This window comes from Kribbella sp. HUAS MG21 (assembly GCF_040254265.1).
In the GTDB taxonomy this organism is placed as follows: domain Bacteria; phylum Actinomycetota; class Actinomycetes; order Propionibacteriales; family Kribbellaceae; genus Kribbella.
On the sequence record NZ_CP158165.1, the window covers coordinates 5,004,537 to 5,030,602 of the forward strand.

Consider the following 26,066-nt stretch of genomic DNA (forward strand, 5'->3'; position numbering starts at 1 on the left):
CCCCCTGTGAGATCGCGGCTGATTCTCGCCTGACCAGTCAGGCGAGAGGTACGGTGCGGCTATGAGCGCCGAGTTGCAGTTCACCGTTGAGCCAAACACCCATCCGGCCAGCGACGACCAGCGCGCCCAGATCCTGGCGAACCCGGGATTCGGGCAGAACTTCTCCGACCACATGGCGATCGCCACCTGGACGGCCGAGAAGGGCTGGCACGACGCACGGATCACCGCCTTCGGACCGCTGGAGCTGTCTCCGGCGACCGCGGTGTTCCACTACGCCCAGACCATCTTCGAAGGGATGAAGGCCTACCGGCATCCCGACGACTCGATCCACCTGTTCCGCCCGGAGGCGAACGCGATCCGGTTCCAGCGCTCCGCGCGCCGGCTCGCGCTGCCGGAGCTGCCGACCGCGGCCTTCGTCGACTCGCTGCACAAGCTGGTCGAGATCGACCGGGCGTGGGTGCCGGGCGGCGGCGAGACCTCGCTCTACCTGCGGCCGTTCATGTTCGGCTCCGACCCGTTCCTGGGGGTCCGCCCGTCCGCGCACGTCACGTACTGCGTGATCGCGTCGCCGGCCGGCTCCTACTTCGCGAACGGCGTGCAGCCGGTCCGGATCTGGCTGAGCGAGGAGTACACCCGCGCGGCCCCCGGCGGCACCGGCGCGGCGAAGACCGGCGGGAACTACGCGTCCTCGCTGCTCGCCCAGGCCGAGGCGATCGAGCAGGGCTGCGACCAGGTCGCGTTCCTGGACGCGGTCGAGAAGAAGTGGGTCGAGGAGCTCGGCGGGATGAACCTGTACTTCGTCCTCGACGACAACTCGGTGGTGACGCCGGAGCTGTCCGGCACGATCCTCGAGGGCGTCACCCGGGACTCGATCCTGAAGCTGGTCACCGACCTCGGGTACCACGTCACCGAGCGCAAGGTCTCGGTCGACGAGTGGCGTGAGGGCGCGGCCTCCGGCAAGGTCCGCGAGGTGTTCGCCTGCGGCACCGCCGCGGTCGTCACCCCGGTCGCCTCGCTGAAGTGGAAGGACGGCGAGACCCGGATCGGCGACGGCAACGGCGGCCCGGTCACCGCGGCCGTCCGCACCGCGCTGCTCGACGTCCAGTACGGTCGCGCCGCCGACCCGCACGGCTGGATGACCCGCATCTCCTGATCCGAACCACGGACAGCCACGGACGGCCCGGCGCACCGCGCCGGGCCGTCCGCTGTGTTCAGGAGCGGAGCTTCTTGAGGGCGACGACCGAGACGACGGTCGCGATGATCCAGAGGCCGAGGGCAACAGCCGGGGCGCCGGTCCAGTCTTCCCTCGTCCGGATGCTGCCGTCCGGCTGGTTCGCGACGATGACGATCGTCACCACCAGGCCGGCGATGCCGATCAGGACCGGGGCGCCGGTCTCGGGCCGGACGAGCAGGAACGCGAGCGCCAGCGCGACGTACAGCAGGAAGAGAACGGTGCCCAGGGCCTCCATCGGCGACTTGGCGTCCGGAGTGAGGCCGAGCAGGCTGATCCCGCTGTAGAGGCGGAGCTCGTCCTGCGACAAGCTCCGGGTCAACCAGGTCGGTGCCAGCGTGACCAGGAGGGCGAGCCCGATCCCGAATCCCATCAACCGGAACTGCAGCCGGCTGAGTTCCTTGGGAGCAGCGTCGCTCACTAGGGTGTCCCTTCTCGTGGTGTCGAAGTCACAGCATCTTTTCAGGTCTGGGGGTTGGACAGTTGGTCGGCTTCTGTCGCTTCGGTTCGATAGGGTCTGGCGACATGAGCGGCTTCCCGGACGAGGTTGAGGCGTACTACGCGGAGCTGGCCGAGCGGCGGGGATGGCCGGCGGAGACCGTGGCCGCGATCAGGTCGACCGTCGAGCTGATCCGCGACCTGGACCGCGGGACCGCGCCGCGGACGTACGGCGCGGCGGTCGACGACTACGGGACCGACTGGCTCTACGAGGCGGTCTGGCACGAGGCGGAGTGGGTCGTGGTCCGGCAGCTCGGCGTCGGCGAGGACGGCGAGGTCACCCGGTACTGGTGGCAGCGCCTCGAGGACGACGAGGGCATGCTCACCGACCAGGCCCTGGACCGCGACGACTGGGGCCTGCGGCCGCTGACCCGCGAGGACTTCTACACCGCCTGGGACGACCCGGGCTGGTCACTGACCGCCTGACCTCGAGCCTGACCTCGGAGCCTGGACTCGGAGCCTGGACTCCAGTACGGGACGCAGTACTGAATGTTCGTGATGCGAGACAGGGGCCTCATGGTCCGGACATTGTGTGGCAGACTGCAAATCGTTATGAAGCACTTTCGGGTGATTATTCCCTAGGCGCGCTCAGCAAGCAGTACCTGAGCGCGCAGACCTCTCGCACCTTGCGGGAGGTTTTTTGTTTGCCTGACACCCCCTTCGGAAGGCCGGCCCCATGAGCATCCCGGACGATTTCCACGTCTACGACACGACGTTGCGCGACGGCGCGCAGCAGGAGGGTCTGGCGCTGTCCGTGGCCGACAAGATCGCCATCGCGCAGCACCTGGACGACTTGGGGGTCGGCTTCATCGAGGGCGGCTGGCCGGGCGCCGTACCGAAGGACACCGAGTTCTTCGAGCGGGCGCGGACCGAGCTGCAGTTGCGGAACGCGACGTTCGCGGCCTTCGGGGCAACCTGCAAGCCCGAATCCGTGGCCGCCGACGACCCGCAGGTCGCCGCGCTCCGGGAGTCCGGCGCCGATGTCGTCACACTCGTTGCCAAGAGCCACGACGCGCACGTCGAGCGGGCCCTGCGGACGACGCTCGACGAGAACCTGCGGATGGTCGCGGACACCGTCCGGCACCTCCGGGAGAACGGGCAGCGGGTCTTTCTCGACACCGAGCACTTCTTCGACGGCTACCGCGCGAACCGCGCCTACGCGCTGGAGGTCGTACGCGTAGCCGCCGAGGCCGGGGCCGACGTGGTCGCGCTGTGCGACACCAACGGCGGGACGCTGCCCCGGGAGCTGCAGGACGTCGTCCGCGACGTCCTCGCGGCGACGGGCGCCCGGCTCGGCATCCACGCCCACAACGACGGCGGCTGCGCGGTGGCGAACTCGATCGCCGCTGTCGAGGCCGGCGCCACGCACGTCCAGGGCACGATCAACGGGTACGGCGAACGCACCGGCAACGCCGACCTGCTGGCGATCGTCGCCAACCTCGAGCTCAAGCGCGGCATGCGGCTGCTCCCGGAGGGCAAGCTGGCCGAGTCGTTCCGGATCGCGCACGCGATCGCCGAGGTGACCAACGTGCCGCCGTCGGCCCGGCAGCCGTACGTCGGCCTGTCGGCGTTCGCGCACAAGGCCGGCCTGCACGCCAGCGCGATCAAGGTGGACCCGGACCTCTACCAGCACACGGATCCGGCGCTGGTCGGCAACGACATGCGGATGCTGGTGTCGGAGATGGCCGGCCGGGCGAGTGTCGAGCTGAAGGGCCGCGAGCTCGGGTTCGAACTCGGCAACGACCGCGAGCTGCTCAGCCGGGTGACCGAGCGGGTGAAGGACCTCGAGGCCCGCGGGTACACGTTCGAGGCGGCCGACGCGTCGTTCTCGCTGCTGCTCAGCGAGGAGGTCGACGGGAAGCGGCCGAGCTTCTTCGACGTCGAGTCGTGGCGGGTGATCACGGAGTCGCGCGCCGACGGTGAGGCGGTGTCCGAGGCGACGGTGAAGCTGGTCGCCGGCGGCGAGCGGGAGATCGTCACGGGCGAGGGCAACGGCCCGGTGAACGCGCTCGACCACGCGCTCCGGTCCGCGATCGAGCGGGCGTACCCGGCGGTGAACAAGTTCGAGCTCGTCGACTACAAGGTCCGCATCCTCGACCAGGGGCACGGCACCGACGCCGTGATCAGAGTCCTGATCCAGACCGGGGACGGCGAAGGCTCGTGGGTGACGGTCGGCGTCGGGCACAACATCATCGAGGCGTCCTGGGAGGCGCTGGTCGACGCGGTCACGTTCGGGCTGCTGCGCCACAAGGAGGTCGCGCGATGAGTCTGCTCGCCGTCGAACGGGCCGTGACGGTGTTCACGGCCCGCGTGGTCGAGGTCGAAGGCCTGCTGGCGCGGATCGCCGTACTGCTCAATCCGTACGACGTCCGGGAGCTGGCGCTGTCCCTCGACCAGGGCGAACTGCGGATCGTCGTCGAGGGCAACGGTTTCGACGCGGACCGGGTCGCGGCCCGCCTGGACAAGGTGATCGGCGTCCTCGAGGTCACGCACTCCTGAGCAGGTCGAGCGCCAGCGCGGCGGTCCAGGAGAAGTCCCGGGCGCCGCGCGCCGCGCCGCTGAACGGATCGACGTACTCCGCGAACGCCGTCTGCTCGGCGAGTGTCAGTACGTCGCCGCGTACGCGCGCGGCCAGCTCGTCCTGCTCGAGCCGGCGCAGTCCGCGGTGGACCAGCCAGGCCGTGTTGAACCAGCTCGGGCCGCGCCAGTACCGCGAGCGGTCGAAGACAGGCCCGGTCAGGTCGTAGCTCGGCACGAGGTTGACCTCGCCCAACCGGAACTTGGGACCGCGGGCGGTGCTGAGCAGCTCGTCGGCCTGCGGCAGGTCCGGCACCAGCAACGGCACCAGCCCGGACACGGTGTCCGCGGCAACGAGTTCGTCGCTCTCGAGATCGCGCGCGTGGAAGTTGCCGTCGGCAAAGAGCTGTCCGAGCGCCGCCGTCAGCTCGGCCGCTGCCTTGAGGTGCGGCGTCGGGTCGAGGGACAGCTCCGCCGCGATCGAGCCGAGCGCGTGCTCGGAGGCGATCAGCAGCGCGTTGAAGCACGGGTCCTCCAGCGCGAACTCGAACGGCGTCCGCCGGTCGTCGTACCCGTGATCCCGGTACGTCGCCGCGAGCCGGACGTAGCGCCCGTAGTCGAGGTCCGTCGGCCGGTCGTCGTCGCTGGCGTGATCGGTGTCCCGGCGGGTGAACGAGTCGAGCGGCGCCGGCTCGACCCGCGTGAGCGCCTCGTCCCACGCCGGACTGTTGTCCATCCCGGACTCCCACGGATGCACGATCGCGACCAGGCCGCGGCCGCCGAGGTCGCGGCGTTCGCGCAGGTAGGCATGCCAGGCGACGAGCTTCGGGTAGAGCTTGGGCAGGAAACCACGGCGTACCGACTCCTGCCGGTCGGCCTCGTGGGTCAGCCAGACGGCGAGCGCGTGCACTGGCGGCTGCACGATGCCGGACGTCTCCACGCCGCGCGCGGTTGTCGCCTGCCAGAAGTCGGGACCGGGGAAGTACGCGTCGCGCGGCACGTGCGGGGAGAAGCTGATGTGCGGGACCCGGCCGTCCTGCCACTGCGCGCCGAACAGCGACTCCAGCTCCACCTGCGCGCGGCGCGGCGAGAGGTGTCGCAGGCCGATCGCAATGAACGCCGAGTCCCAGCTCCACTGGTGCGGGTACAGCGAGTGCGACGGGACGGTCGAGTGGCCGGTCCAGTTCCCGAGCAGGACCCGCTCCGCCGCGCGCCGCAGCTCGCTCACACGTACCGCCTGACGACGGCGGGGATCGAGCGGACCGCCTCGACCGGGTCGCCGCTCAACCGGCACTCGACCGCCAGGTACCGGTCGTAGCCCACGGCGTCCAGCGCACCGAGGAACGCGGCCCAGTCGAGGTGGCCCGCGCCCGGCTGCAGCCGGTTCGAGTCGCTGAGCTGCACGTGGCCGACGTACGGCGCGAACTCGGTGATCGCGGCGGACGGATCGGACTCCTCGATGTTCATGTGGTAGCTGTCGATGCCGATCCGCACCGACTCCAGGCCGGTCGCCTTGATCAGCTCGGCCGCCTGCTCGAGCCGGTTGACCATGTGGTCCTCGTACCGGTTGAGGGGCTCCAGGAACAGCTCGACGCCCTCCGCGGCCGCATGCTCGCCCAGTTGGCGGAGGCCGTCGAGCAGCACCTCGCGATCGCCGGCCTCGTCCCGCGGTGGCTCGAACGGCGGGAGCCGCCGGGAGAACATCCCGTACGACGCCGGGGTCTGCGCGCCGATCCCGCCGAGCTCGGCGATCACCGACAGCTGGGACTTCAGCTGCACGATCGCGTCCGCGCGCAGGCCGGCGTCGAACGCGCCGAAGAAGTGCAGCATGTCGACGCAGACCGTCGGCATCACGACGCCGTCCGCCTTGGCCTGCCGGAGCTCCGGCAGCCGGTCGCGGAACGCGAGGTCACCCTTGCCGCGCAGCTCGATGCCGTCGTACCCGGCGGCGACCGCGAAGTCCCACTTCTCCTGCAGGCTCCCGCCCGGCAGCAGTTGCTCTTGGCAAATGATCTTCATCAGAACTCCAGCAGCACTTGCAGGGCGTCACCGGGACGCGTGTCGAGCAGGGTGTAGGCGTCCGCGGCCTCCTCGACCGGGACCCGATGGCTGATCAGCGGGCGGACATCCACCTGGCCGCTGCCGACCAGGCCGAGGAACGTCGTCTGCAGCCGGTCGACCGACCAGCGCCCGGCCAGCTCGGGCGGGACCCCGCCGATCTGCGAGCTCACCAGTTGCACCCGGTTGTGGTGGAACTCCTCGCCGAGCCGCAGCGCCTCGCCGCCGCCCTGGTAGAAGCCGGAGGCGACCACCCGCCCGCCGACGGTCACGGACCGGATCGCCTCGTGCAGCGCGGCGTACACGCCCGAGAGCTCGATCGCGGTGTCGGCCCCGGCCGGGCTCAGCTCGCGGATCCGCTCGGCCGCGGACCCGGGTACCAGGGACTCGGTCGCGCCGAAGCGCACCGACTCCGCGCGTCGCGCCGGCACCGCGTCCACGGTGACGACCTGCGCACCGCTCAGCACCGCGAGCCGGGTGGCCAGCAACCCGATCACGCCCTGACCGTAGATCGCGACCAGCTCGCCGAGCGAGATCCCGGCCGCCAGGATCGCGTTGAACGCGATCGCCCCGACCCGCGCGAACGCGCCCGCCGCCAGGTCCACGCCGGCGGGCAACTGGTGGCCGATCAGCTTCTCGGCCGGCACCACGGCCTCGGAGCGGTGACCCCAGATGCCCCACACCTGGTCGCCCACCGCGAGCCCGGTGACGTCGCCGGCGACCTCAGTGACCTCGCCGGACTCGGAGTAGCCCCAGCCGACGACCGGGAACGCGATCCCCGCGGTCGCTTCGCGGAACAGCCGCGCGTCCGGGTCCCAGCTGCGGGTCAGGTACGGATTCGTGCCGCGGTACGCCGTCAGCTCGGTGCCGGCCGAGATCCCGGAGTACGCCGTCCGCACCCGGACGTGGCCCGGCGGCAGCGGTGGCGGATCGAAGTCGACGACCTCGGCGACGCGGGGAGCGGAGAACTGGACGACGCGGGCCACAGGGCACCTCCGGCACTGGCGAACGGAACGAAACCAACAAATCATCCGGACTTAGGTCTTGTCAAAACGCATAAGTCCTGATGTTATGCCTCGTGATCGTCCATCGAGGAGGACGCATGGCACCCCTGACCAAGCTGTCCCGAGCGCTCGCCGCCTTGTGCGCGCTGGTGCTGACCGCCGGGCTGCTGACGTCGTGCGGCGACGAGTCCGCCGGCGGCAACCCGCGCAGCATCACGGTCTGGTCGCTGGAGAACGTCTCCGACCGGCTCGAGACCACGCGGCAGATCCTGAAGAAGTTCACCGCGGAGACCGGGATCGAGGTGAAGCTCGTCGGGGTCGACGAGCCGCAGCTCAGCCAGCTGGTGATGTCGGCGGCCGCGGCCGGCAAGCTGCCCGACGTGATCGGCGCGGTCCCGCTGGCCGCGATGCAGCAGTTGTCGAGCAACGGCCTGCTCAACCCCGACGTCGCGGACCAGGCGGTCGCGGAGCTCGGCGAGTCCACCTTCAACCCGCGGGCCCTGGAGCTCACGCGCGACGGCGGCCGGCAACTCGCCGTACCGTCGGACGGCTGGACGCAGCTGCTCTACTACCGCAAGGACCTGTTCGCGGCGGCCGGGCTGCCGGCGCCGACGACGTACGCCGCCATCGAGCAGGCGGCCCGGACGCTGAACAAGGGCGGCGTCGAGGGGATCTCGCTGGCCACCGACCCCGCCGATCCGTTCACCCAGCAGAGTTTCGAGCACCTCGCACTGGCGAACGGCTGTCAGCTCGTCGATCCACAGGGCAAGGTGACGCTCGACAGTCAGCCCTGCAAGGACGCGTTCCGCTTCTACGGCGACCTGGCGACCAAGTACTCCGCCTCCGGGACGCAGACCGTCGACTCGACGCGGGCGTCGTACTTCGCCGGAAAGTCCGCGATGGTGGTCTGGTCGTCGTTCCTGCTCGACGAGCTCGCCGGCCTCCGGGACGACGCGCTGCCCAGCTGCGAGCAGTGCAAGGCCGACAAGCAGTGGCTCTCGCGCAACACCGGCGTCGTGACCGCCGTACAGGGGCCGGACGGCAAGCAGCCGGCGCAGTTCGGTGAGCTGACCGGGTGGACCGTGACGAAGACCGCGAAGGCGGACGCGTCCCGGCAGTTCGTCGAGTACATGCTGAACGAGGGATACAACGAGTGGATCGGGATGGCCGCCGAAGGCAAGTTCCCGGTGCGGCACGGGACCGCTGCCGATCCGACCGCGTTCGACCGCGCGTGGGACAAGGCCGACATCGGCGTCGACACCCGCAAGCCGCTGGCCGCGCTCTACCCGGCGCCGCTGATCGCCGACCTGCGGGCGGGCGTCGGGAAGATGCAGCGCTGGGGGATCACCGAAGGGCAGGGCGCCCTGGTCGGCGCGACGCTCGGCGAGCTGCCGGTGCCGAAGGCGATCAGCGCGCTGGCGAGCGGGCAGGTGACCGCCGACGACGCCGCGCAACAGGCGACCGACGACATCGTCGCGATCCAGGACACGTTGGGGTGAGGGCCTGATGACCACACTGACCGAGCGGCCGCCGGCGACCGAGCCGACGCGTCGCAGCAAGCCTCACACCGCCCGGCGCGAGGAGAACCGCACCGGCCTCGCCCTGGTCTCACCGACGTTCCTGATCGTGCTGGTCGTCGTGGTGCTGCCGATCCTCTGGACGGTCGTGCTCGCGTTCCAGAGCGTGCGACTGGTCGACATCCAGAGCCAGGGCCTGTGGGGCCACTGGACGCTGCGCAACCTCGAGCGGGTCTTCAGCTCACCCGGGTTCTGGTCGTCGCTGTGGACCACGGTCGTCTACACGGTCGGCTCGACGCTCGGCTCGATCCTGGTCGGGCTGGTCGCCGCGCTCGCCCTGCGCCGGCCGTTCCGCGGCCGCGCGCTGGTCCGCGGCGCCATGCTGCTGCCGTACGTCGCTCCGGTCGTGGCCGTTGCCTTCGTCTGGCAGGTCCTGCTCAGCCCGGATCTCGGCGTCGTCAACCACTGGGGGCTCAACGTCTTCGGCTGGGACCGCCCGATCCCGTTCCTGACGCAGCGGTCGTACGACGTGCTCGGCGTACCGGTGCCGATGGCGCTGTTCACCGTGATCACCTTCGAGACCTGGCGGTACTTCCCGTTCGCCTTCCTGTTCCTGCTGGCGCGGCTGCAGGCGGTGCCGGCGGTGCTCGAGGAGGCGGCGGTGGTGGACGGCACGACACCTTGGCAGCGGTTCCGGTTCATCCTGCTGCCGCAGCTGATGCCGGTGATCGCGTTGCTGTCGGTGCTGCGGTTCATCATGACGTTCAACAAGTTCGACGACGTGTATCTGCTGACCGGCGGCGGCGCCGGCACCGACGTGGTCGCCGTCCGGGTCTACCGGTTCCTCACCGCGCGGTTCGACGTCGGCCTGGCGTCCGCGCAGGCCGTCGTGCTGGCAGCGGTGCTGATCGTGCTGCTCGGCCTGTACTTCCGCCTCTGGGGCCGCCGCGCACAGGAGGAGGAGTCGTGAGTAGGGCCGCGTTCCAGGAGAAGTTCTTCGGCGTGATGCGCTGGGTGGTGATCGCTGTCCTGGTGGTGGCGACCATCTTCCCCTTCTACTACATGCTGTTGCTGTCGGTGAAGCCGATCGACAACCTGTTGCTCGACCCGGGCCGGATCTGGGTGTCGGTCAGTGAGTTCACCGTGGACTCGTACCGGCAGGTGCTCACCTCGGTCGAGGACGGCGGCCAGGGCTTCCTCACCATGCTGCGGAACTCCGCGCTGGTCTCGATCGGCGCCGTCGTGCTGACGCTGCTGGTCGCCATTCCGGGCGCGTACGCCGTCAGCCGCCTGCGGTTCACCGGGCGGCGCGAGGTGAGCGCGCTCTTCCTCGGCGTGTACCTGTTCCCGGCGACGCTGCTCGCCGTACCGCTGTTCGTGATGTTCGCGAAGGCCGGGCTGCAGGGGAGTCTCGTCGGACTCGTCATCGTGTACATCGCGCAGACCGTGCCGGTGGCGATCTACATGCTCCGGAACTACTTCGCCACCGTGCCGGTGAGCGTCGAGGAGGCGGCGGCGCTGGACGGGTGCTCCCGGCTGACGATCATCCGGCGGATCGTGCTGCCGCTGGCCGCGCCGTCGGTGATGGCCACCGGGCTGTACGTTTTCATGATCGCGTGGAACGAGTTCCTCTTCGCGCTGCTGTTCCTGGCGGCCGAGCCGACGCACTGGACGGTCTCGCTCGGGCTGCAGCAGCTCGCGAACGGGGTCGAGGTGCCGAAGACCGTGCTGATGGCAGGCTCGGTCGTGCTGACTCTGCCGGTGGTGCTCATGTTCTACGCGGCGGAGCGCATGCTGACGGAGGGATTGACCAGTGGGGCAGATAAGAGCTGATCTCACGACCTCGGGGTACCTGCTGGAGCTCGTCCGCACCGGCAGGGGGCGGACGCGTGCCGAGTTGCAGGAACTCACCGGACTGTCCCGGTCGACGCTGGGGCAGCGCCTCGACGGCCTGCTGCGGAACGGCTGGCTGGTGGAGGCGGGGTCGACCGCCTCCACCGGTGGCCGGCCGCCGGTGGTCCTGCGGTTCGACGAGCGGCATGCCTGCGTACTGACCGCTGACCTCGACACCCGGCATGCACGCGCGGCCCTGATGGATCTGGCCGGCGGTGTGCTGGCCGAGCAGTCCGGTGACCTGGTCATCGCGGACGGTCCGGGTGTTGTTCTCGACACGCTGGCGGACTGGTTCGACGGGCTGCTCGCCGCGGCGGGGCGGTCGGTGGCTGAGCTCGCGGGGATCGGCGTGTCGGTGCCCGGGCCGGTCGAGTTCGACACCGGCCTGGTGATCCGGCCGCCGATCATGCCGGGCTGGGACGAGTACCCGATCCGCGAACACCTCCGCCAGCGGTTCGACGTACCGGTGCTGGTCGACAACGACGCGAACGCGATGGCGCTCGGCGAGCAGGCGGCCGGGTATCCGGACTGCCCGGCGTTCGTTCTGGTCAAGGTGTCGACCGGGATCGGGTCCGGGGTGGTGATCGACGGGCAGGTGTTCCGCGGCATCGACGGCGGCGCCGGCGACATCGGGCACATCCGGGTCCGGGACGCCGGGGACGCGAAGTGTCAGTGCGGTTCGATCGGCTGCCTGGCGGCGGTCGCGAGCGGTGGCGCCGTCGCCGCCGCGCTCACCGAGCTGGGCGTGACCGCGCGCTCCGGCGCCGACGTCCGCGCCTTGCTGCAGGCCGGCCAGCCGGACGCACTGCGGCTGGCCCGTGAGGCCGGCCGCCGGGTGGGGGAGGTGCTGGCGACGGTCGTCAGCGTCCTCAACCCCGGCGTACTGATGATCGCAGGCGACCTCGCCCACACGGACTTCGTCGCCGGCGTCCACGAGGTCCTCTACCAGGTAACCCTCCCGCGAGCCACCCGCCACCTAACGGTCGCCACCGGCCAACTGGCCGACCACGCCGCCCTCGACGGCATGTCCCGCCTGGTCGTCAACGAGGTCTTCTCCTCCACCGCAGTAGACGCCCGCCTCAGCCTCCAGGAATAGCCGCGAGCTGGTTGGTCAGCGAGCTGTCGTACTGCGCCTGGGAAACACACGCGCACAGCCCCGGCTGATCGGGGGAAGGAAGGCCCGCGAAGCGGCGAGTTGCTCCGCGGGCCTTCCGCTTGGGGGAGTGTCAGTCCCAGCTGAGGCCGCCGGCGGACTGGTACTCGATGACGCGGGTCTCGAAGAAGTTCTTCTCCTTCTTCAGGTCCATCACCTCTGACATCCAGGGAAAGGGGTTCCGCGTTTCACCGAAAACCGGATTCAGGCCGATTTGTTCCGCTCTGCGGTCCGTGACGAAGCGCATGTACTGCCCGCAGAGGTCCGCGGTGAGGCCGAGCATGCCGGTCGGGAGGGTGGCGCGGCCGTAGGCGACCTCGAGTTCGCAGGCCTCGGTGAGCATCTGCCGGACCTCGGACCGGAAGGCGCCGGTCCACAGGTGCGGGTTCTCCTGCTTGATCTGGTTGATGCAGTCGATGCCGAAGTTCAGGTGGATCGACTCGTCGCGCAGGATGTACTGGTACTGCTCGGCGATGCCGACCATCTTGTTGCGCCGGCCGAGCGAGAGGATCTGCGCGAACCCGGTGTAGAACCACATCCCCTCGAACACCACGTAGAACGCGATCAGGTCGCGCAGGAACGCGGTGTCGGTCTCCGGCGTCCCGGTCCGGAAGTCCGGGTCCTCGAGGTGCTGGGTGTACTTCAGCGCCCACGCGTCCTTGTCGGAGATCGACGGCACCTCGCGGTACATGTTGAACAGCTCGCCCTCGTCGAGCCCGAGCGAGGTGCAGATGTACTGGAAGGTGTGCGTGTGCACTGCCTCCTCGAACGCCTGGCGCAGCAGGTACTGCCGGCACTCGGGGTTGCTGAGTTGGCGATAGACCGCGAGCACGATGTTGTTCGCGACCAGGGACTCCGCGGTGGCGAAGAAGCCGAGGTTGCGCTTGAGCATCAGCCGCTCGGCGTCGGTCAGCCCATCGCGGGACTTCCACAGGGAGATGTCGGCCTGCATCGACACCTCGGTCGGCATCCAGTGGTTGTTGCAGGCGGCCAGGTACTTCTCCCAGGCCCACGTGTACTTCAACGGCAGCAACTGGTTCACGTCGGCGCGGGAGTTGATCATCGCCTTGTCGGCCACGTCGACACGCGCGGCGCCGACGGTGAGCTCGCCCAGTCCGGTGGTCACTGGCAGGCCTCGCAATCCGGGTCGTCGATGGAGCAGGCCGCCCCGGTGGGTTCAGGAACAGACACAGGAACGGACACAGGTACGGCGTTCAACCGGCCGTCGGTGCCCTGCAGCGTGGACTTCTCCACGTGGGTCGCTGACTGGGAACGCAGGTAATAAGTCGTCTTGAGGCCGTGTCGCCACGCCGATCGGTACAGCTCGTCGAGCGCGCGACCGGACGGTTTCGCCATGTAGAGGTTCAGCGACTGCGCCTGGTCGATCCACTTCTGCCGCCGCGACGCCGCCTTGACCAACCACAGCGGGTCGATCTCGAACGCCGTCGCGTACAGCGCCCGCAGGTCGTCCGGGATCCGCTCGATCCCGGCCAGGACCCCGTCGTGGTACTTCAGGTCGGACACCATCACCTGCTCCCACAGTCCGCGCGCCTTCAGGTCGGCGACCAGGTACGGGTTCGCGACGGTGAACTCACCGGACATGTTCGACTTCACGAACAGGTTGCTGTACGTCGGCTCGATCGACTGGCTGACGCCGCAGATGTTCGAGATCGTCGCGGTCGGCGCGATCGCCATGACGTTCGAGTTCCGCATGCCGTCGCGGAGGACCTTCCGGCGCAGGGCGTCCCAGTCCAGGCGCCGGCTGTCGTCGACGACCACGTCACCGTCGCGCGCGGTCCGCAACAGCTCGAGCGAGTCGATCGGCAGCACCCCCTGGCTCCACAGCGATCCGTCGTACGACGAATAGCGGCCGCGCTCGGCGGCGAGCTCACTGGACGCCTCGATCGCGTGGTAGCTGAGCTGCTCCATCGAGCTGTCCGCGAACTCGACCGCGGCGTCGGAGGCGTACGGGATGCGGAGCTTGAACAGGGCGTCCGCGAATCCCATCAGGCCGAGGCCGACCGGGCGGTGCCGCTGGTTCGCGCGCTCGGCCTCCGGGGTGGTGTAGAAGTTCACGTCGATGACGTTGTCGAGCATCCGGACCGCGGTCTTGACGGTGTCCCGGAGGAGGTCGGCGTCGAGGCCGTCGGCCGTCAGGTGCGCGACGAGGTTCACCGAGCCGAGGTTGCAGACGGCGGTCTCCTCGACCGTGGTGTTGAGGGTGATCTCGGTGCACAGGTTCGACGAGTGGACGACGCCGTCGTGCTGCTGCGGTGAGCGCAGGTTGCAGGCGTCCTTGAACGTGATCCACGGATGCCCGGTCTCGAACAGCACTGTGAGCATCCGCCGCCAGAGGTCGACGGCCTTGACGCGCTTGAAGACCCGCAGCTCACCGCGCTCCGCAGCTGCCTCGTACTCGCGGTACGCCGTGGCGAACGCGGCGCCGTACAGATCGTGCAGGTCGGGCACCTCGTCCGGCGAGAACAACGTCCAGTCCCCACCGGCCTCGACCCGCTGCAGGAACAGGTCGGGCACCCAGTTGGCTGTGTTCATGTCATGCGTCCGCCGCCGCTCGTCCCCGGTGTTCTTCCGCAGCTCGAGGAACTCCTCGACGTCGATGTGCCACGTCTCCAGATACGCACACACCGCGCCCTTGCGTTTTCCTCCCTGATTCACCGCGACGGCGGTGTCGTTGGCGATTTTGAGGAACGGGACGATGCCCTGGGACTCGCCGTTGGTGCCGCGGATGTGGGCGCCGATGCCGCGGACCGGGGTCCAGTCGTTGCCGAGGCCGCCGGAGTACTTGGCGAGCAAGGCGTTGTTGCGGATGCCGGTGAAGATGCCGGCCAGGTCGTCCTCGACCGTGGTGAGGAAGCACGAGGAGAGTTGCGGGCGGGTGGTGCCGGCGTTGAAGAGGGTCGGCGTCGACGACATGAAACGGAACGAACTGAGCAGCTCGTAGAACTGGATCGCCCGCGCCTCGCGGTCGTCCTCGCGCAGCGCCATGCCCATCGCGACCCGGAGGAAGAACGCCTGGGGCAGCTCGTAGCGCACCTTGCCGAGATGCAGCAGGTAGCGGTCGTACAGGGTCTGCAGGCCGAGGAACGTGAAGTCGAGGTCGCGCTCCGGCCGGATCGCGGCGGCCAGCCGGTGGAGGTCGAAGCGGCCGAGCTCCGGATCGAGCTGACCGGCCTCGACGCCGACCTCGATGTAGCGGCGGAAGTAGTCGACGTACGCCGTGGTCATGTCGGCCTGGCTGGCTTGCCGCGGCTCGCCGTGGACGCGGCCGAGTGCTTCGCGGCGGATCTGGTCCAGCAGCAGGCGGGCGGCGGCATAGCTGTACTGCGGCTCGGTCTCGACGTACGAGCGGGCGGCCATCACCAGCGCGAGCTCGACCTCGTGCTGTGCGATGCCGTCGTAGCAGGCGCCGAGCGTCGCGTCGAGGATCAGCTCCGGGTCGACGGCGTCGAGTCCGGCCGCTGCCTCGGCGACCACCAGCAGGAGCCGGTCGACGTCGAGCGGAGCCCGGCTGCCGTCGGCCGCCAGGACAGTCAGCGACGGCTTCTCGGTGACCCCGGACGGATCGGCGGGCGTGCGGGCCTTGGTCCGCTCCTCGCGGTACAGGACGTAGGCACGGGCGACCTGGTGTTCGCCGGCGCGCATCAGCGCCAGCTCGACCTGGTCCTGGATGTCCTCGACCTGCACGCTGCGGCGGCCGGAGGCCGGGCCGCGGCTGGTCAGGGCGGTGACGACCCGGCCGGTCAGGTCGGTCACCAGGTCCCGGACCCGGTGGGTGGCGCCGGCCTCGGCACCCTCGACGGCGAGGAAGGCCTTGGTCAGCGCGACGGAGATCTTGGCGGCGTCGAACGGCGTACTGCTGCCGTCGCGACGGACGACGGTCAGGTCCGCGCCGGCTGTCGACGGAACGGTTGAAGCACGTGAGGAAGCAATGGTCACAGGTGTGCGCTCCAGAAGAGTTCGGAGGCCCGGGACGACGCGAGCAGGCGCACGACGGGACCGGCAGCACCGGCCGGGAACACTGCCGTCACGCCCTGCGACCCACCCGCGAGATCTCGGACCGCGTGCACCGGCGGTACACGCACCGGTGGCAGGTGTCCGGACTCGCGGACGTGCCGCAGCGCGTCCGCTCACCGTTGCGGGGCAGCTCCGGACTCGCACCGGATTCCCCTCTTGCGTCGAGCCGCCCAACATCTTGTGGTGCCGCTCGGCTCGAACCACCAGTGATAGTGATCCTAGGGGTCGCGAACTAGATCTTGTGGTAGCGCCACGCCGCGTGTCGCACATCTTGTGTCCTCACGCCGCGACCGCGTAGAGGTCCTGGAGCGTCATGATCTCCGAGCCGTGATGGATGAGCTCCCGGTTCAGCCGGAGGACGACGTGGCCGAAGGGCTCGGCGGCGTCGAGTTCGTTGGCCTGGCTCAGCCCGACGGTCATCACCTGGTCCTCGTCGAGCGCGGCGATCGCGTCCTGCCAGGCCTCGACCCAGTGGGTCAGCCAGGCGACCGCGTCGCGCGCGTTCCCGTGCAGGGTGATGTCGGCGCGCCCCTGCCGGCTCGCCCCGAACGTCCACTCCCAGCGCTCGAAGAACGTCTCGGTCAGATGGGCGATCAGCCACGCGATCGTCCGCGGCCCCCGATGATCCGGCTCGTCCGGCCACTGCGCGACCCACTCGCCGGACCCGAGCGCCCGGAAGTGGCCGGTGTAGTGCCGCCGGACGACGGTCAGCGCCTCGCTGCTCGGGCGCCAGAAGTACTGCTCGTCGGTCAGCTGGGCGAGCCGGCCGGACAGCACCATCCAGCTGAACCCCAGCTGGCCGCGGACCATCGCCATCGCCGACGGTCGGTGCAGGATGTCCCAGTCGAACGCCTCCGGCATCACAACTCCCCTGTACGATCGAACATATGTTCGAATTCTTGCTCCCTCGCGACAGGAAAGTCAAACCGCCTAGCGTGTCGGTCCTGGCCTCGACGGCACCGGTCTGCTAGGTGGCGCGATCCGGGTGTCCGCGGCCGGGCTGGCGAAGCGGCGTTCCAGCAGCGTGAACGCGTCGATCAGCTCCGGCGCTTCGTAGACCCGGTTGCGCCGGCCGTCGGTGATCTCCCGCAGGATGTGCGCCTCGACCAGTCGGGCGAGGCCCTGGTTCGCGGCCTGCTGGGAACGGTCGATGAGCTGCGCGGCGGCCGCGAGCGTGAGGACCGGCGCGGCCGGCAGCGCCTCGATCAGGAGCTCCGCAGCGGATCCGGCGCGGACCGGCGCCGCGCGTTCGCGCCACTCCGCCTTGAGATCGGTCGCGGTCTGCTCGAAGCGGGCCGCCTCCGCGGTCGCGTGCGTACAGGCCTTCGCGAACATCCGCAGCCACGGATTCGCCGCGGCGCGGGCCTTCGCGGTCGTCGCGCGTCCGACGTACCGGAAGTCGGTCAGTGCCTCGACGTACTCCGAGGCGTGGGTCGCGAGGGCGAGTGAAACCGGCGGCACCGTGCGCGTCACGAGGCCCTCGGCGCGCAGGATCAGGTGGATGAGCGCGCGCCCGGTCCGGCCGTTGCCGTCGGCGAACGGATGGATCGTCTCGAACTGCGCGTGCGCGATCGCGGTCTTCGCCAGCACCGGCAGCCGGGACTCGCGGACGAAGGTCATCAGGTCCGCGAGCAGGTCGGGCACCAGTTGTGCCGGCGGCGGGACGTAGTACGCCTCGGCGGGCGAGCGGCCGCCGATCCAGTTCTGCAGGTAGCGGATCTCGCCGCCGTACTCCGGCCGCGGCGACTGCGCCATCAGCCGGCGATGCGCCTCGAGCAGGTGCTCGACCTCGAGCTTGTCGCCGGCCTCGACGGACTCGGTCACCCACGTCATCGCGTCGACCGCGCCGAGCACCTCTTCGGCGGTCACGTCGTGGATGTGATCCCGCAGTACGTCGGCCTTCAGCAGCCGGCGCGCCCCGACGACGAGGCCCTCGATGTGCGACGACCCGACAGCCTCCGCGCGAAGCAGGAGCCGTGCCAGTGCCTCGCTGTTCGTCAGTACGGCGGCCGTCGCGTCCAGGCGGGCGAGGTCACCGGCGGCGTCCTCGAGCAGCGCGAGCACGTCGTCGGGCAGGTCGAACTCCCGCCCGACCAGTGGGTCGGGCAGATAGAGCTCGTACGGCCCGCCGAGGCGCTCCGCGCGGGTGAACCCGTCGGGGTGCCCGGGCCAGCGGTGCAACTCCACCCTTGCCATACTTCTTATTCAAGCTTATCCGCAAATCTTGAACAAGGGCCTGTGGATACCAACGTGGCCCCGGCGGTCGGCAGACTTGCTGACCGTGACCCTCGACGCACAGACGCAGCAGATGGTGGCCGCGAACGAGGCCGACTGGAACGCCCGGGCGCCACTGCACGCGGCGAGCGATTTCTACGACCGGCCCGCGGAGTTCTGGTTCGCCGACTACGAGTGGGAGGACCTGGGTCCGCTCGCGAGTCGGGACGTCCTGCATCTGCAGTGTCATCTCGGGACGGAGACGATCGAGTTCGCGCGCCGGGGTGCGCGGACGAGTGGGCTCGACCTCTCGGAGAAGTCGCTGGAGGCGGCTCGGGAGATCGCGACCGCGGCGGGGGTAGAGGTCGAGTATCTGCATGCCAACGTGTACGACGCGGCGCGGGCGGTCGAGGGCCGGCAGTTCGACGTGGTCTACACGGGCAAGGGCGCGCTCTGTTATCTGCCTGACCTGCGGCAGTGGGCCGAGGTCGTGCAGGAGCTGCTGAAGCCCGGTGGTGTGCTGTACGTCGTCGAGTTCCATCCGCTGCTGAACGCGCTTCGGGAGGTCTCGCTGCCCGGTGAGTCCGACGAGTTGGTCCTGCGCGCCGACTACCTGGAGGGCCGCGGCCCGATCGCGCACGACTCCACCGTCACCTACACCGGCGACGAGGTCCCGGGCCGTCAGACGAGCTACGAGTGGCGCCACGGCCTCGGCGAGATCGTCAGCACGCTGGCCGGCACCGGCTTCCAGGTCACGACGCTGCGCGAATCCGAAGTACTGCCGTGGCCCCGCTGGCCATCGATGCAGCAGACGCCAGAGGGCTGGTGGCGCCTGCCCGACGAAGCGCCCCGCATCCCGCTCCTGTTCGCCCTAAAAGCACAGAAGGCACAGAAGGCCGTCCGATGACCCGCGCCGACCGCGAGCAGGACCTGATCGCGTAGGCCTGCCGCGAGCTGGGTCTGAAGGCGGAGGCCGCGTCGTGCCGGAGCTGCCGTTCGCCGACGCGACGTTCGACGCGGGTCCGCGACAGCGAACACGTCTGGGAGGACGGCGAGGGCTACGGCCCCGGGCGGTTCTTCAGTATCCGCAGCGACGACGGGATCCGCGCGGTCCTCCAGCGGTACGGCGTACTCGAGGAGTGGGCCACCTGGGACGACGGGGGAGCCATGCACTACCAGTGGGCGGTGCTCGGGGTCGGCTGACTCAACCTTTCGGGACCGTGGCCGTCAGTCAGGTATGGGGCTGATCGTGGGAGACACGGTGGTGAGCAGCGGCGCCTTCGAGACGTTGTTCCGGGCGGAGGCCGGCCGGCTGGTGCGGCTGGCGCACCTGCTCGGTGCGGAGGACCCGGAGGACGTGGTCCAGGAGGCGTTCTGCCGGTTGTACGACGTACGCCGGCAACGGGACGTCGCGAACCAGGTCGCGTACCTGAACCGGATCGTCGTCAACGAGGTCAGGTCGCGGCGCCGGCGCCGGATCGTTGCCGACCGCAAGGTGCTGCACCTCGTCACCGCCGCGCCGGCCGACGAACAGGTCGTGCTGACCGAGTCGGTGCGCGGCCTGCTGCGCGCGCTCGACCACCTGGCGCCGCGGCAGCGTGAGGCGCTGGTGCTGCGGTACTGGCTCGATCTGCCCCTGGCCGAGATCGCGGACGCCATGCAGGTCCGCGTCGGCACCGTCAAATCACTGGTCAGCCGCGGCCTCGCACGGCTCGCGGCCGAACTCGAGGACCACCGATGAACGAAACCGAACGCCGTCTGACCGAAGAACTCGAGCGCGCCGCCGCGACGAAGACCGTCGACGTCGACCACCTGTGGCAGCAGGTGCACGAGCGCACGACCCGGCCGGTGCGCCGACGCCGGCCGATCGCGCCGTACCTCGCCGCGGCAGCAGTCGCGGGCGTACTGGTCGTCTCGGCGACACTCCTTGCCGACAGCAACCAAGAGACGCCGGCGGCCACAGCGTCGCCGGGCCCCAAGAAGAAGCCCGCGCCCAAGACGAGCGGGCCGCGGCCTGCCACCGTCGGAGACTGGGCCTGCAAGGACCGGCGGCAGCTCCAACCCGGCACGGATTCCATGACGTTCAAGCCGGTCCGTGCGGTGCTCGATCCCGCGAAGGCCCCGCCGGAGGCCGTCGCGTACGGCGTTCCGCTGTACGAGTTCACGCTGAACGGCAAGTCCGGGACGCTCGACTACGCGGATGCCGCCGGGCGCCGGATCGCACGGACCGAGCTGACCCGGACCACGACGGGATGGCTGGTCGGCGGCCGCACGGTGTGCTCGGGGCCGGGCGGACGCCCATCGCCGGACCCCGTCGCGCTGGGCAGGCACACGTCGTCGCCGTTGCCGCTCGATCCGCAGTCCGCGCAGGTCAAAGCGACGCCGCCGGTCGGGGACCCGATCCTGCTCGACGACCGGACGTACTACGACGCCGCCGGGATGCTGCGGCATCGCACGCTGTACGTGTTCGCGACCAAGGGCGGCTACGAGTATGCGAGCATGCCGGGCGAGGAAGGTTCGTACGCGATCGGCGGGCAGCGGGAGGACACGATCGGCGGCACCGTCCTGTCGCCGGCGGTCGGCACGGACACGACCTACATCTTCGGCGCCGACGACAACCTCGGCATGGTCCTCAGCTACCTCACGAAGCAGCGCGCCGTCGAAGGCCTGACCTCACGCGATTCCGCGACGGACGCGGCGGGAGTCTCCCAGCACTTCGCCTTCCCCGGCGGCCGAACCCTCCACACCGTCGTCCCAGCCCCCGCCGCCGACGGCAACACCTACGTCACCGTCCGCCGCACCACCGGCGACGACCCGCCCCGCCGCTTCTAGTCCGCGGCGCGGCGGCGAGTGGCGTGCGGGCGGCCGCTGGTGCGGAGCGTGCTGGTCTCGACCAGCGCGTGCTCGCGACCCAGGTGCAGGAAGTCGATCAGGAACGCGAGCTCGGCGTTCGTGTAGCTGGTCAGCTGCCGTTGCCAGCGCTCGTCCATCGAGGCGTAGTACTTCGCGATGTCGGCGACCCGCTCGGGGACGACGTGGATGACGATCCGGCGGCGGTCGGTCGGATCGGGCTCCCGCCGGACGTACCCGGCGCGCTCGAGGCGGTCGACCAGCCGGGTGACCGCGCCGGTCGTCAGGCCCATCAGGTCGGCCAGCTGCCGGGCGCCGGCCGGTCCGAGTTCGAGCAGCGCGCCGATCGCGTGCAGGTCGGTGACCGGCATCCCGAGCTGGTCTGCGACCGCGATCTGGTACCGCACCGCGGCCGACACGTATCGCGGCATCTCCGCCACCAGGTCCGCCACCAGCTCCGCCCGCTTCCTCGCCATGGACCAAACCTACGGGTCCCCCTGAGCGTTCCCTGGTAACTGCTCCGAGCAGTAGCTGCTTCAAGCAGCGAAATGCTTCACTCCTGGTGATCACCGAGAGGAGCAGCACCATGAACTGGAAGCCGTACGCCGTGGTCGTGCCGTTCAGTGCCTTGATCACCGGCCTGTTCAACCTGTCCGAGCTGATGCCCTGGCCGCTCGCCGTCCTGGCGGGCGCGGCCTGGGCCGTGCTGATCGGTCTCGTCGCGCAGCGGATCGGTCAGCGGTGGCGGGGGCGCGTCGAGGACGGGTTGGTCGTCCTAGGGGCCGCGGGCGCCGCCTTCGCGGGGTGTGGCGGTCTGATGGCGATCCTGTTGCTGGACGGCGCGCTGCGGAGCAGTTCGCTGACCGGGGACGCCCTCGAGCAGATGTTCCTGCCGTCGATCCCGTACTACATCGCCGTCAACAGCGTTCTGGAGCTGCTGATCGTCCCGGCGATCGTGTACGTCGGCTGGCGGGCGGGGCGGCGCCGGATCCTGATCCTGGCAGCCGTCGTCCTGTACTTCGGGATGCGGGTCTGGACCTACCTGGCTTTCGCGCCGGCGCGGCTGGCGTGGGCCGAGTCGACCCATTCGACGGAGCCGCTGACCGCGGGCGAACGGACCCAGGCGGCGCAGGATCTGATGCTCGACGACCCGCGGTGGATCCTGCTGCTGGTCATGTTCCTGCTGTTCCTCCTGGCCGCGCTCGTCCGCCCGGCCGTACGTCGTTAGCGCTTCCGGGGGCCGCGGATCGCGACGTAGAGGAGGGAGACGCCGAAGGCGGCGACGATCGGGCCGACGGTGGCCCACAGGGTGCTGCCGGTCATCGAGCTGCCCTCGAGGTAGCCGAGGCCCTGGAAGGTCCACACGCCGCCGATCGCGATCAGCAGGACGGCGAAGGCGATGGCGACGATCTTTCCCATGCGGGGAGACTAGCCGAGCAGCTCGTCGCACAGCGCGACGAGCTGCCGGCGCAGCGGGCGGGCGCGGTCGGCGAAGGCGCGCTGGGCGGCCGTGTACTCCGCCTTGCCCTCAGGCGTCTCGATCCGCACGGGGGAGTAGCCGAGCGGGGCCAGGTCGTACGGCGAGGCGCGCATGTCGAGGGTGCGGATGTCACGGGCCAGCTCGAAACATGCCAGCAGCAGCGGGCTCGGCGTGAACGGCATCAGCTTGCAGGCCCACTTGTAGAGGTCCATGTTCGCGTGCAGGCAGCCGCCCTGCTCCAGCGCCGGCTGGGACTCGCGGGTCGGCTGCAGGACGTTCAGCGGCCGGGCCGCGTCCGTGAAGAACCGGAACGCGTCGAAGTGCGAGCAGCCGATCTTGTGCGACTCGACGACCCGATCGGTGCCCTCGGCCCCCAGTCGCAGCGGCCACGCGGCGTGCCGCACCTCGGGCGTCCGGTACACCATCGCCCACTCGTGCAGGCCGAAACACCCGAACTGCGGCTGGCGGTCCAGGGTCGCCGCGAGCAGCCGGCGGATCCACGCGATGCTGTCCGCGCGGCGCTCGATCTCGGCCGGATCCAGAGTGGCGACCCCGTCGACCAGGAGGTAGCCGCGGCGATCGCCGTACGATGCGGCGTCATCCAGCCGGATCCCCGGACCGGGATGCCACACCCGGAGCTGGTTGGGGCGGGTCGGGTAATAGGTGAAGAGGAAATCCTCGACAGGATGTGCTTCGCGGCGCTTCCGCCGCGCGAGATGACCGGCCAGCAGGGCGTCGACGTGCCGCGCGTGGTCCTCGGCGTACGACGACCACTCGGTGCGGGAAAGCGTGAGCGTCATAGGTCGAGGGCGAATGCGTACAGATCGAGGCCCGGCATGGGGGCCCAGTCACGTTCTGGAAGGCGGGTGAAGCCGAGACGTTCGTAGATCCGGTGGGCGGTGGTCATGTACGCCGCACTGCTCATCACGATCCGCCGTTGCCCGAGCTCGCGGGTGCGCTCGATGCACCGCTCGGTCAGCGCCGTACCGACCCCGAGACCCCGGGCGCGACCGTGGACGCCGAGCATCCGGAACTCGCCCTCGTCGTCCAGCCCGATCTCCCGGTAGACCGAGCCGACAGGACAGTAGGTCACTGTGCCCAGCAGCCCGGACGCGTCGGCCGCCACCCACAGCTCGGCCTTCGCGGCCCGGTCCGCGGCGGCACGCAGCGTCATCGCGTAGTCACCGCGCACGAAGCCGTCGTGCGAGTACGCGTCAACGGTCAGCTCGCCGACGGCGTCGTACTCGGAAGGAACCGCCAACCGGATCTCGAAAGTCACCGCACCACTGTCTCATCCGCGGGAGTCGGTAGGCTCGCCCCGTGCGTATCGCCAGATTCTCCGTGGACGACGAGCCGAAGTACGGCGTCGTCGAGACCGACGACCCCGAAGGGCTCGTGGGCACTGTCAACGTTCTGGACTCGGACCCGCTCTACCGCTCGGCGCAGTTCACCGGGGAGAAGCTGCAGCTCGCGGACGTCCGGCTGCTGGCCCCGGTGATCCCGCGCAGCAAGGTGGTCTGCGTCGGCCGGAACTACGCGGCGCACGCCGCGGAGCTCGGCAACGACGTACCGACCGAGCCGATGATCTTCCTGAAGCCGAACACCAGCGTGATCGGCCCGCGGGACGGCATCGTGTACCCGGAGCAGACCAACGACCTGCACTTCGAGGGCGAGCTCGCGATCGTGATCGGCCGGATCTGCCGGGACCTGCCCAAGGAGCGGGTCAACGAGGTGATCTTCGGCTACACGATCGCCAACGACGTGACCGCGCGCGACCTGCAGAAGACCGACGGCCAGTGGGCGCGGGCCAAGGGGTACGACACCTTCTGCCCGATCGGCCCGTGGATCAGCACCGAGCTCGACGTGTCCGACCTGCGGGTCAGCACCGAGCTGAACGGCGAGCCCAAGCAGGACGGGCGGACGAGTCAGTTCATCTTCGACATCCCGTCGGTGCTGGCCTACATCACGTCGTTCACGACCCTGCTGCCCGGCGACGTGGTGCTCACCGGCACCCCGGCCGGGGTCGGCCCGATGCTGCCCGGCGACGAGGTCTCGGTCAGCGTCGAGGGCATCGGAACTCTGACGAACAAGGTGATCGTGCGTGACTGACGCCGTCCTGGGCGATCTGGAACCGGGCGGCATACGGGTCCGGTTCCCACCGTCGCCGACCGGTCTGCTGACCGTCGGCAACATCCGCAGCGCGCTGTTCAACTGGGCCTTCGCCCGGCACTTCGGCGGCAAGCTGGTGCTGCGGATCGAGGACACCGACACCGCCCGCAACACCGAAGAGGGCTACCGCTACACCTACGACTCGCTGCGCTGGCTCGGCCTCACCTGGGACGAGGGCCCCGAGGCCGGCGGCGACTACGGGCCGTACCTGCAGTCCGAGCGGATGGACATCTACGCCGACATCGTCGCCAAGCTGCTCGCGGCGGGGAAGGCGTACCACTGCTACTGCTCGCAGGAGGAGCTCGACCAGCGCCGCGAGGAGGCCCGCACCGCCGGACAGCACAGCGGGTACGACGGCCACTGCCGCGGTCTCACCCCCGACCAGGTGGAGGCGTACGTCGCCGAAGGCCGGCGGCCGGTGGTGCGGCTGCGGATGCCGGACCGCCCGATCGTGTTCGACGACCTGGTCCGCGGCGAGATCACGTTCCTCCCGGAGAACCTCGGCGACTACGTGCTGGTCCGCGCGAACGGCTACCCGCTGTACCCGTTGGTGAACCCGGTCGACGACGCGCTGATGGAGATCACCCACATCCTGCGCGGCGAGGACCTGCTGCCGTCGACGCCGCGGCAGATCGCGCTCTACGAGGCGCTGGCCGAGATCGGCGTCGGCACCGGCCGGATGCCGCGCTTCGGGCACCTGCCGATGGTGATGGGCGAGGGCAACAAGCGCCTGTCCAAGCGGGACAAGGGCTCCGGGCTCGGCGAGTACATGGAGCGCGGCTTCCTGCCCGAGGGCCTGCTGAACTACCTGGCGCTGCTCGGCTGGTCGATCGCCGAGGACCGCGACGTGTTCACGCTCGACGAGATGGTCGAGGCCTTCGACATCCGCAAGGTGAACTCGAACGCGGCCCGCTTCGACCCGAAGAAGTGCGAGGCGATCAACGCCGCGCACATGCGGATGCTGCCGCCGGAGGAGTTCGCCCGGCGGATGATCCCGTTCCTCGCGCAGGCGGGCGTGCTGCCGCTGGAGCCCTCGGACGAGCAGTTCGCCGTACTGCGAGCCGCCGTACCGCTGGTGCAGGAGCGGATGAACACGTTGTCGGAGTCGGTCGACATGCTCGGGTTCCTGTTCGTCGACGAGGACGCGTTCACGGTCGACCCGGACGCCGCCGCGAAGGTGCTGGTCGGCGACGCGGACACGGTCCTCGACGCGGCCGCGAAGGCGCTCGAGCACACCGAGTGGACCACCGAGGCGATCGAGGCCGCGCTGCGGGCGTCGCTGGTCGAAGGGCTCGGGCTGAAGCCGAAGAACGCGTTCGGTCCGGTCCGGGTGGCGATCGCCGGCCGCCGGATCTCGCCGCCGCTGTTCGAATCCCTCGAGCTGCTCGGCCGCGACAGGGCCCTGCACCGGCTCGAGCAGGCCCGGCGGTCGGTGTCATGAGCCAGG

The 26,066-nt window shown here is 69.9% G+C and carries 26 protein-coding genes and 1 riboswitch; of the genes, 14 read left to right on the plus strand and 12 right to left on the minus strand.

Translation table 11 applies throughout. The features are described 5' to 3' along the window. The first annotated feature begins 61 nt into the window (after positions 1-61). A complete protein-coding gene (locus ABN611_RS24455; RefSeq protein WP_350274562.1) occupies positions 62-1,153 on the plus strand; it encodes a branched-chain amino acid aminotransferase in 1,092 nt (363 codons plus the stop codon). 58 nt (positions 1,154-1,211) lie between these two features. On the opposite strand, the gene ABN611_RS24460 is transcribed toward ABN611_RS24455, so the two are convergent. Continuing rightward, positions 1,212-1,652: a hypothetical protein gene (locus ABN611_RS24460; RefSeq protein ID WP_350274563.1), complete on the minus strand. Its 441-nt coding sequence runs from the start codon at positions 1,650-1,652 to the stop codon at positions 1,212-1,214. Between the two features lie 104 nt (positions 1,653-1,756). Between ABN611_RS24460 and ABN611_RS24465 the strand changes: the two genes are divergently transcribed. The 3 genes from ABN611_RS24465 (at position 1,757) to ABN611_RS24475 (ending at position 4,228) form a co-directional block, all read left to right on the plus strand. Then, entirely contained in the window at positions 1,757-2,155 is a 399-nt protein-coding gene (locus tag ABN611_RS24465; RefSeq protein ID WP_350274564.1) for a hypothetical protein, read from the plus strand. A 250-nt stretch (positions 2,156-2,405) separates the two neighbouring features. Then, the gene (gene cimA, locus ABN611_RS24470) at positions 2,406-3,995 is read left to right on the plus strand and encodes a citramalate synthase (RefSeq protein WP_350274565.1); all 1,590 of its coding nucleotides are present in this window, start codon (positions 2,406-2,408) and stop codon (positions 3,993-3,995) included. Beyond that, positions 3,992-4,228, plus strand: coding sequence for a hypothetical protein (locus ABN611_RS24475; protein ID WP_350274566.1), 237 nt, complete (start codon positions 3,992-3,994; stop codon positions 4,226-4,228). Before cimA ends, ABN611_RS24475 begins: the two co-directional genes overlap by 4 nt. On the opposite strand, the gene ABN611_RS24480 is transcribed toward ABN611_RS24475, so the two are convergent. Genes ABN611_RS24480 through ABN611_RS24490 form a run of 3 tightly spaced genes read right to left on the minus strand, consistent with a single transcriptional unit; the run spans position 4,215 to position 7,290 of the window. After that, the gene (locus ABN611_RS24480; protein WP_350274567.1) at positions 4,215-5,474 is read right to left on the minus strand and encodes a hypothetical protein; all 1,260 of its coding nucleotides are present in this window, start codon (positions 5,472-5,474) and stop codon (positions 4,215-4,217) included. The genes ABN611_RS24475 and ABN611_RS24480 overlap by 14 nt on opposite strands. Beyond that, the gene (locus tag ABN611_RS24485; RefSeq protein ID WP_350274568.1) at positions 5,471-6,265 is read right to left on the minus strand and encodes a sugar phosphate isomerase/epimerase family protein; all 795 of its coding nucleotides are present in this window, start codon (positions 6,263-6,265) and stop codon (positions 5,471-5,473) included. Before ABN611_RS24485 ends, ABN611_RS24480 begins: the two co-directional genes overlap by 4 nt. After that, positions 6,265-7,290, minus strand: coding sequence for a zinc-binding alcohol dehydrogenase (locus ABN611_RS24490; RefSeq protein WP_350274569.1), 1,026 nt, complete (start codon positions 7,288-7,290; stop codon positions 6,265-6,267). The genes ABN611_RS24485 and ABN611_RS24490 overlap by 1 nt, the downstream gene beginning before the upstream one ends. A 116-nt stretch (positions 7,291-7,406) precedes the next feature. Here ABN611_RS24490 and ABN611_RS24495 point away from each other — a divergent pair, with 116 nt between their 5' ends. The 4 genes from ABN611_RS24495 to ABN611_RS24510 are packed head-to-tail and all read left to right on the plus strand — an operon-like array spanning position 7,407 to position 11,814. After that, on the plus strand, positions 7,407-8,807 hold the full coding sequence (locus ABN611_RS24495) for an extracellular solute-binding protein (RefSeq protein WP_350274570.1): 1,401 nt from the start codon (positions 7,407-7,409) through the stop codon (positions 8,805-8,807). 7 nt (positions 8,808-8,814) lie between these two features. Beyond that, a complete protein-coding gene (locus ABN611_RS24500) occupies positions 8,815-9,795 on the plus strand; it encodes a sugar ABC transporter permease (protein ID WP_350274571.1) in 981 nt (326 codons plus the stop codon). Beyond that, the gene (locus tag ABN611_RS24505) at positions 9,792-10,658 is read left to right on the plus strand and encodes a carbohydrate ABC transporter permease (protein ID WP_350274572.1); all 867 of its coding nucleotides are present in this window, start codon (positions 9,792-9,794) and stop codon (positions 10,656-10,658) included. Before ABN611_RS24500 ends, ABN611_RS24505 begins: the two co-directional genes overlap by 4 nt. Beyond that, on the plus strand, positions 10,639-11,814 hold the full coding sequence (locus tag ABN611_RS24510) for an ROK family protein (protein WP_350274573.1): 1,176 nt from the start codon (positions 10,639-10,641) through the stop codon (positions 11,812-11,814). The genes ABN611_RS24505 and ABN611_RS24510 overlap by 20 nt, the downstream gene beginning before the upstream one ends. Positions 11,815-11,944: 130 nt before the next feature. Here the strand turns inward: ABN611_RS24510 and ABN611_RS24515 are convergent, their stop codons facing one another. From ABN611_RS24515 to ABN611_RS24530, 4 genes are all read right to left on the minus strand, one after another. Then, positions 11,945-13,033 carry a ribonucleotide-diphosphate reductase subunit beta gene (locus tag ABN611_RS24515; protein ID WP_350281677.1) on the minus strand — a complete coding sequence of 363 codons (1,089 nt, stop codon included), beginning with the start codon at positions 13,031-13,033 and terminating at the stop codon, positions 11,945-11,947. Next, positions 12,994-15,828, minus strand: a complete 2,835-nt coding sequence (locus tag ABN611_RS24520) for a ribonucleoside-diphosphate reductase subunit alpha (RefSeq protein WP_350274574.1) — start codon at positions 15,826-15,828, stop codon at positions 12,994-12,996. The genes ABN611_RS24515 and ABN611_RS24520 overlap by 40 nt, the downstream gene beginning before the upstream one ends. A gap of 132 nt (positions 15,829-15,960) precedes the next feature. Next, positions 15,961-16,126: riboswitch (cobalamin riboswitch) on the minus strand. Between the two features lie 59 nt (positions 16,127-16,185). Beyond that, the gene (locus ABN611_RS24525) at positions 16,186-16,767 is read right to left on the minus strand and encodes a DinB family protein (RefSeq protein ID WP_350274575.1); all 582 of its coding nucleotides are present in this window, start codon (positions 16,765-16,767) and stop codon (positions 16,186-16,188) included. Positions 16,768-16,836: 69 nt separating this feature from the next. Then, entirely contained in the window at positions 16,837-18,102 is a 1,266-nt protein-coding gene (locus ABN611_RS24530) for a Fic family protein (RefSeq protein WP_350274576.1), read from the minus strand. A gap of 85 nt (positions 18,103-18,187) precedes the next feature. Here ABN611_RS24530 and ABN611_RS24535 point away from each other — a divergent pair, with 85 nt between their 5' ends. From ABN611_RS24535 to ABN611_RS24545, 3 genes are all read left to right on the plus strand, one after another. Then, positions 18,188-19,027, plus strand: coding sequence for a class I SAM-dependent methyltransferase (locus ABN611_RS24535; RefSeq protein ID WP_350274577.1), 840 nt, complete (start codon positions 18,188-18,190; stop codon positions 19,025-19,027). 342 nt (positions 19,028-19,369) lie between these two features. Then, positions 19,370-19,861: an RNA polymerase sigma factor gene (locus ABN611_RS24540; protein WP_350274578.1), complete on the plus strand. Its 492-nt coding sequence runs from the start codon at positions 19,370-19,372 to the stop codon at positions 19,859-19,861. Beyond that, the gene (locus tag ABN611_RS24545; protein ID WP_350274579.1) at positions 19,858-20,952 is read left to right on the plus strand and encodes a hypothetical protein; all 1,095 of its coding nucleotides are present in this window, start codon (positions 19,858-19,860) and stop codon (positions 20,950-20,952) included. Before ABN611_RS24540 ends, ABN611_RS24545 begins: the two co-directional genes overlap by 4 nt. Here the strand turns inward: ABN611_RS24545 and ABN611_RS24550 are convergent. Then, positions 20,949-21,446 carry a MarR family transcriptional regulator gene (locus ABN611_RS24550; RefSeq protein WP_350274580.1) on the minus strand — a complete coding sequence of 166 codons (498 nt, stop codon included), beginning with the start codon at positions 21,444-21,446 and terminating at the stop codon, positions 20,949-20,951. The genes ABN611_RS24545 and ABN611_RS24550 overlap by 4 nt on opposite strands. Positions 21,447-21,556: 110 nt before the next feature. Here ABN611_RS24550 and ABN611_RS24555 point away from each other — a divergent pair, with 110 nt between their 5' ends. After that, complete coding sequence (locus ABN611_RS24555) at positions 21,557-22,198, plus strand: hypothetical protein (RefSeq protein ID WP_350274581.1); 642 nt, start codon at positions 21,557-21,559, stop codon at positions 22,196-22,198. Here the strand turns inward: ABN611_RS24555 and ABN611_RS24560 are convergent. From ABN611_RS24560 to ABN611_RS24570, 3 genes are read right to left on the minus strand one after another with little or no spacing between them, the layout of a single operon-like run. After that, positions 22,195-22,389 carry a hypothetical protein gene (locus tag ABN611_RS24560; protein WP_350274582.1) on the minus strand — a complete coding sequence of 65 codons (195 nt, stop codon included), beginning with the start codon at positions 22,387-22,389 and terminating at the stop codon, positions 22,195-22,197. The two genes, ABN611_RS24555 and ABN611_RS24560, sit on opposite strands and share 4 nt — an antisense overlap. Positions 22,390-22,398: 9 nt before the next feature. After that, the gene (locus tag ABN611_RS24565; RefSeq protein ID WP_350274583.1) at positions 22,399-23,250 is read right to left on the minus strand and encodes a 3-methyladenine DNA glycosylase; all 852 of its coding nucleotides are present in this window, start codon (positions 23,248-23,250) and stop codon (positions 22,399-22,401) included. Further along, positions 23,247-23,729: a GNAT family N-acetyltransferase gene (locus ABN611_RS24570; RefSeq protein ID WP_350274584.1), complete on the minus strand. Its 483-nt coding sequence runs from the start codon at positions 23,727-23,729 to the stop codon at positions 23,247-23,249. The genes ABN611_RS24565 and ABN611_RS24570 overlap by 4 nt, the downstream gene beginning before the upstream one ends. A 41-nt stretch (positions 23,730-23,770) precedes the next feature. On the opposite strand from ABN611_RS24570, the gene ABN611_RS24575 reads away from it, so the two are divergent. Together ABN611_RS24575 and gltX are read left to right on the plus strand one after the other, a co-directional pair. Then, the gene (locus tag ABN611_RS24575) at positions 23,771-24,559 is read left to right on the plus strand and encodes a fumarylacetoacetate hydrolase family protein (protein ID WP_350274585.1); all 789 of its coding nucleotides are present in this window, start codon (positions 23,771-23,773) and stop codon (positions 24,557-24,559) included. Beyond that, positions 24,552-26,060: a glutamate--tRNA ligase gene (gene gltX / locus ABN611_RS24580; protein ID WP_350274586.1), complete on the plus strand. Its 1,509-nt coding sequence runs from the start codon at positions 24,552-24,554 to the stop codon at positions 26,058-26,060. The genes ABN611_RS24575 and gltX overlap by 8 nt, the downstream gene beginning before the upstream one ends. Positions 26,061-26,066: the final 6 nt, after the last annotated feature.

What these genes read in the sequence shown, in the direction of transcription:
- ABN611_RS24465 (WP_350274564.1), top strand. Translation starts at nt 1,757, where the DNA reads ATGAGCGGCTTCCCGGACGAGGTTGAGGCGTACTACGCGGAGCTGGCC.
- ABN611_RS24565 (WP_350274583.1), bottom strand. Translation starts at nt 23,250, where the DNA reads ATGACGCTCACGCTTTCCCGCACCGAGTGGTCGTCGTACGCCGAGGAC.
- ABN611_RS24545 (WP_350274579.1), top strand. Translation starts at nt 19,858, where the DNA reads ATGAACGAAACCGAACGCCGTCTGACCGAAGAACTCGAGCGCGCCGCC.
- cimA (WP_350274565.1), top strand. Translation starts at nt 2,406, where the DNA reads ATGAGCATCCCGGACGATTTCCACGTCTACGACACGACGTTGCGCGAC.
- ABN611_RS24550 (WP_350274580.1), bottom strand. Translation starts at nt 21,446, where the DNA reads ATGGCGAGGAAGCGGGCGGAGCTGGTGGCGGACCTGGTGGCGGAGATG.
- ABN611_RS24485 (WP_350274568.1), bottom strand. Translation starts at nt 6,265, where the DNA reads ATGAAGATCATTTGCCAAGAGCAACTGCTGCCGGGCGGGAGCCTGCAG.
- ABN611_RS24560 (WP_350274582.1), bottom strand. Translation starts at nt 22,389, where the DNA reads ATGGGAAAGATCGTCGCCATCGCCTTCGCCGTCCTGCTGATCGCGATC.
- ABN611_RS24530 (WP_350274576.1), bottom strand. Translation starts at nt 18,102, where the DNA reads ATGGCAAGGGTGGAGTTGCACCGCTGGCCCGGGCACCCCGACGGGTTC.
- ABN611_RS24555 (WP_350274581.1), top strand. Translation starts at nt 21,557, where the DNA reads ATGAACTGGAAGCCGTACGCCGTGGTCGTGCCGTTCAGTGCCTTGATC.
- ABN611_RS24500 (WP_350274571.1), top strand. Translation starts at nt 8,815, where the DNA reads ATGACCACACTGACCGAGCGGCCGCCGGCGACCGAGCCGACGCGTCGC.
- ABN611_RS24455 (WP_350274562.1), top strand. Translation starts at nt 62, where the DNA reads ATGAGCGCCGAGTTGCAGTTCACCGTTGAGCCAAACACCCATCCGGCC.
- ABN611_RS24495 (WP_350274570.1), top strand. Translation starts at nt 7,407, where the DNA reads ATGGCACCCCTGACCAAGCTGTCCCGAGCGCTCGCCGCCTTGTGCGCG.
- ABN611_RS24525 (WP_350274575.1), bottom strand. Translation starts at nt 16,767, where the DNA reads ATGCCGGAGGCGTTCGACTGGGACATCCTGCACCGACCGTCGGCGATG.
- ABN611_RS24475 (WP_350274566.1), top strand. Translation starts at nt 3,992, where the DNA reads ATGAGTCTGCTCGCCGTCGAACGGGCCGTGACGGTGTTCACGGCCCGC.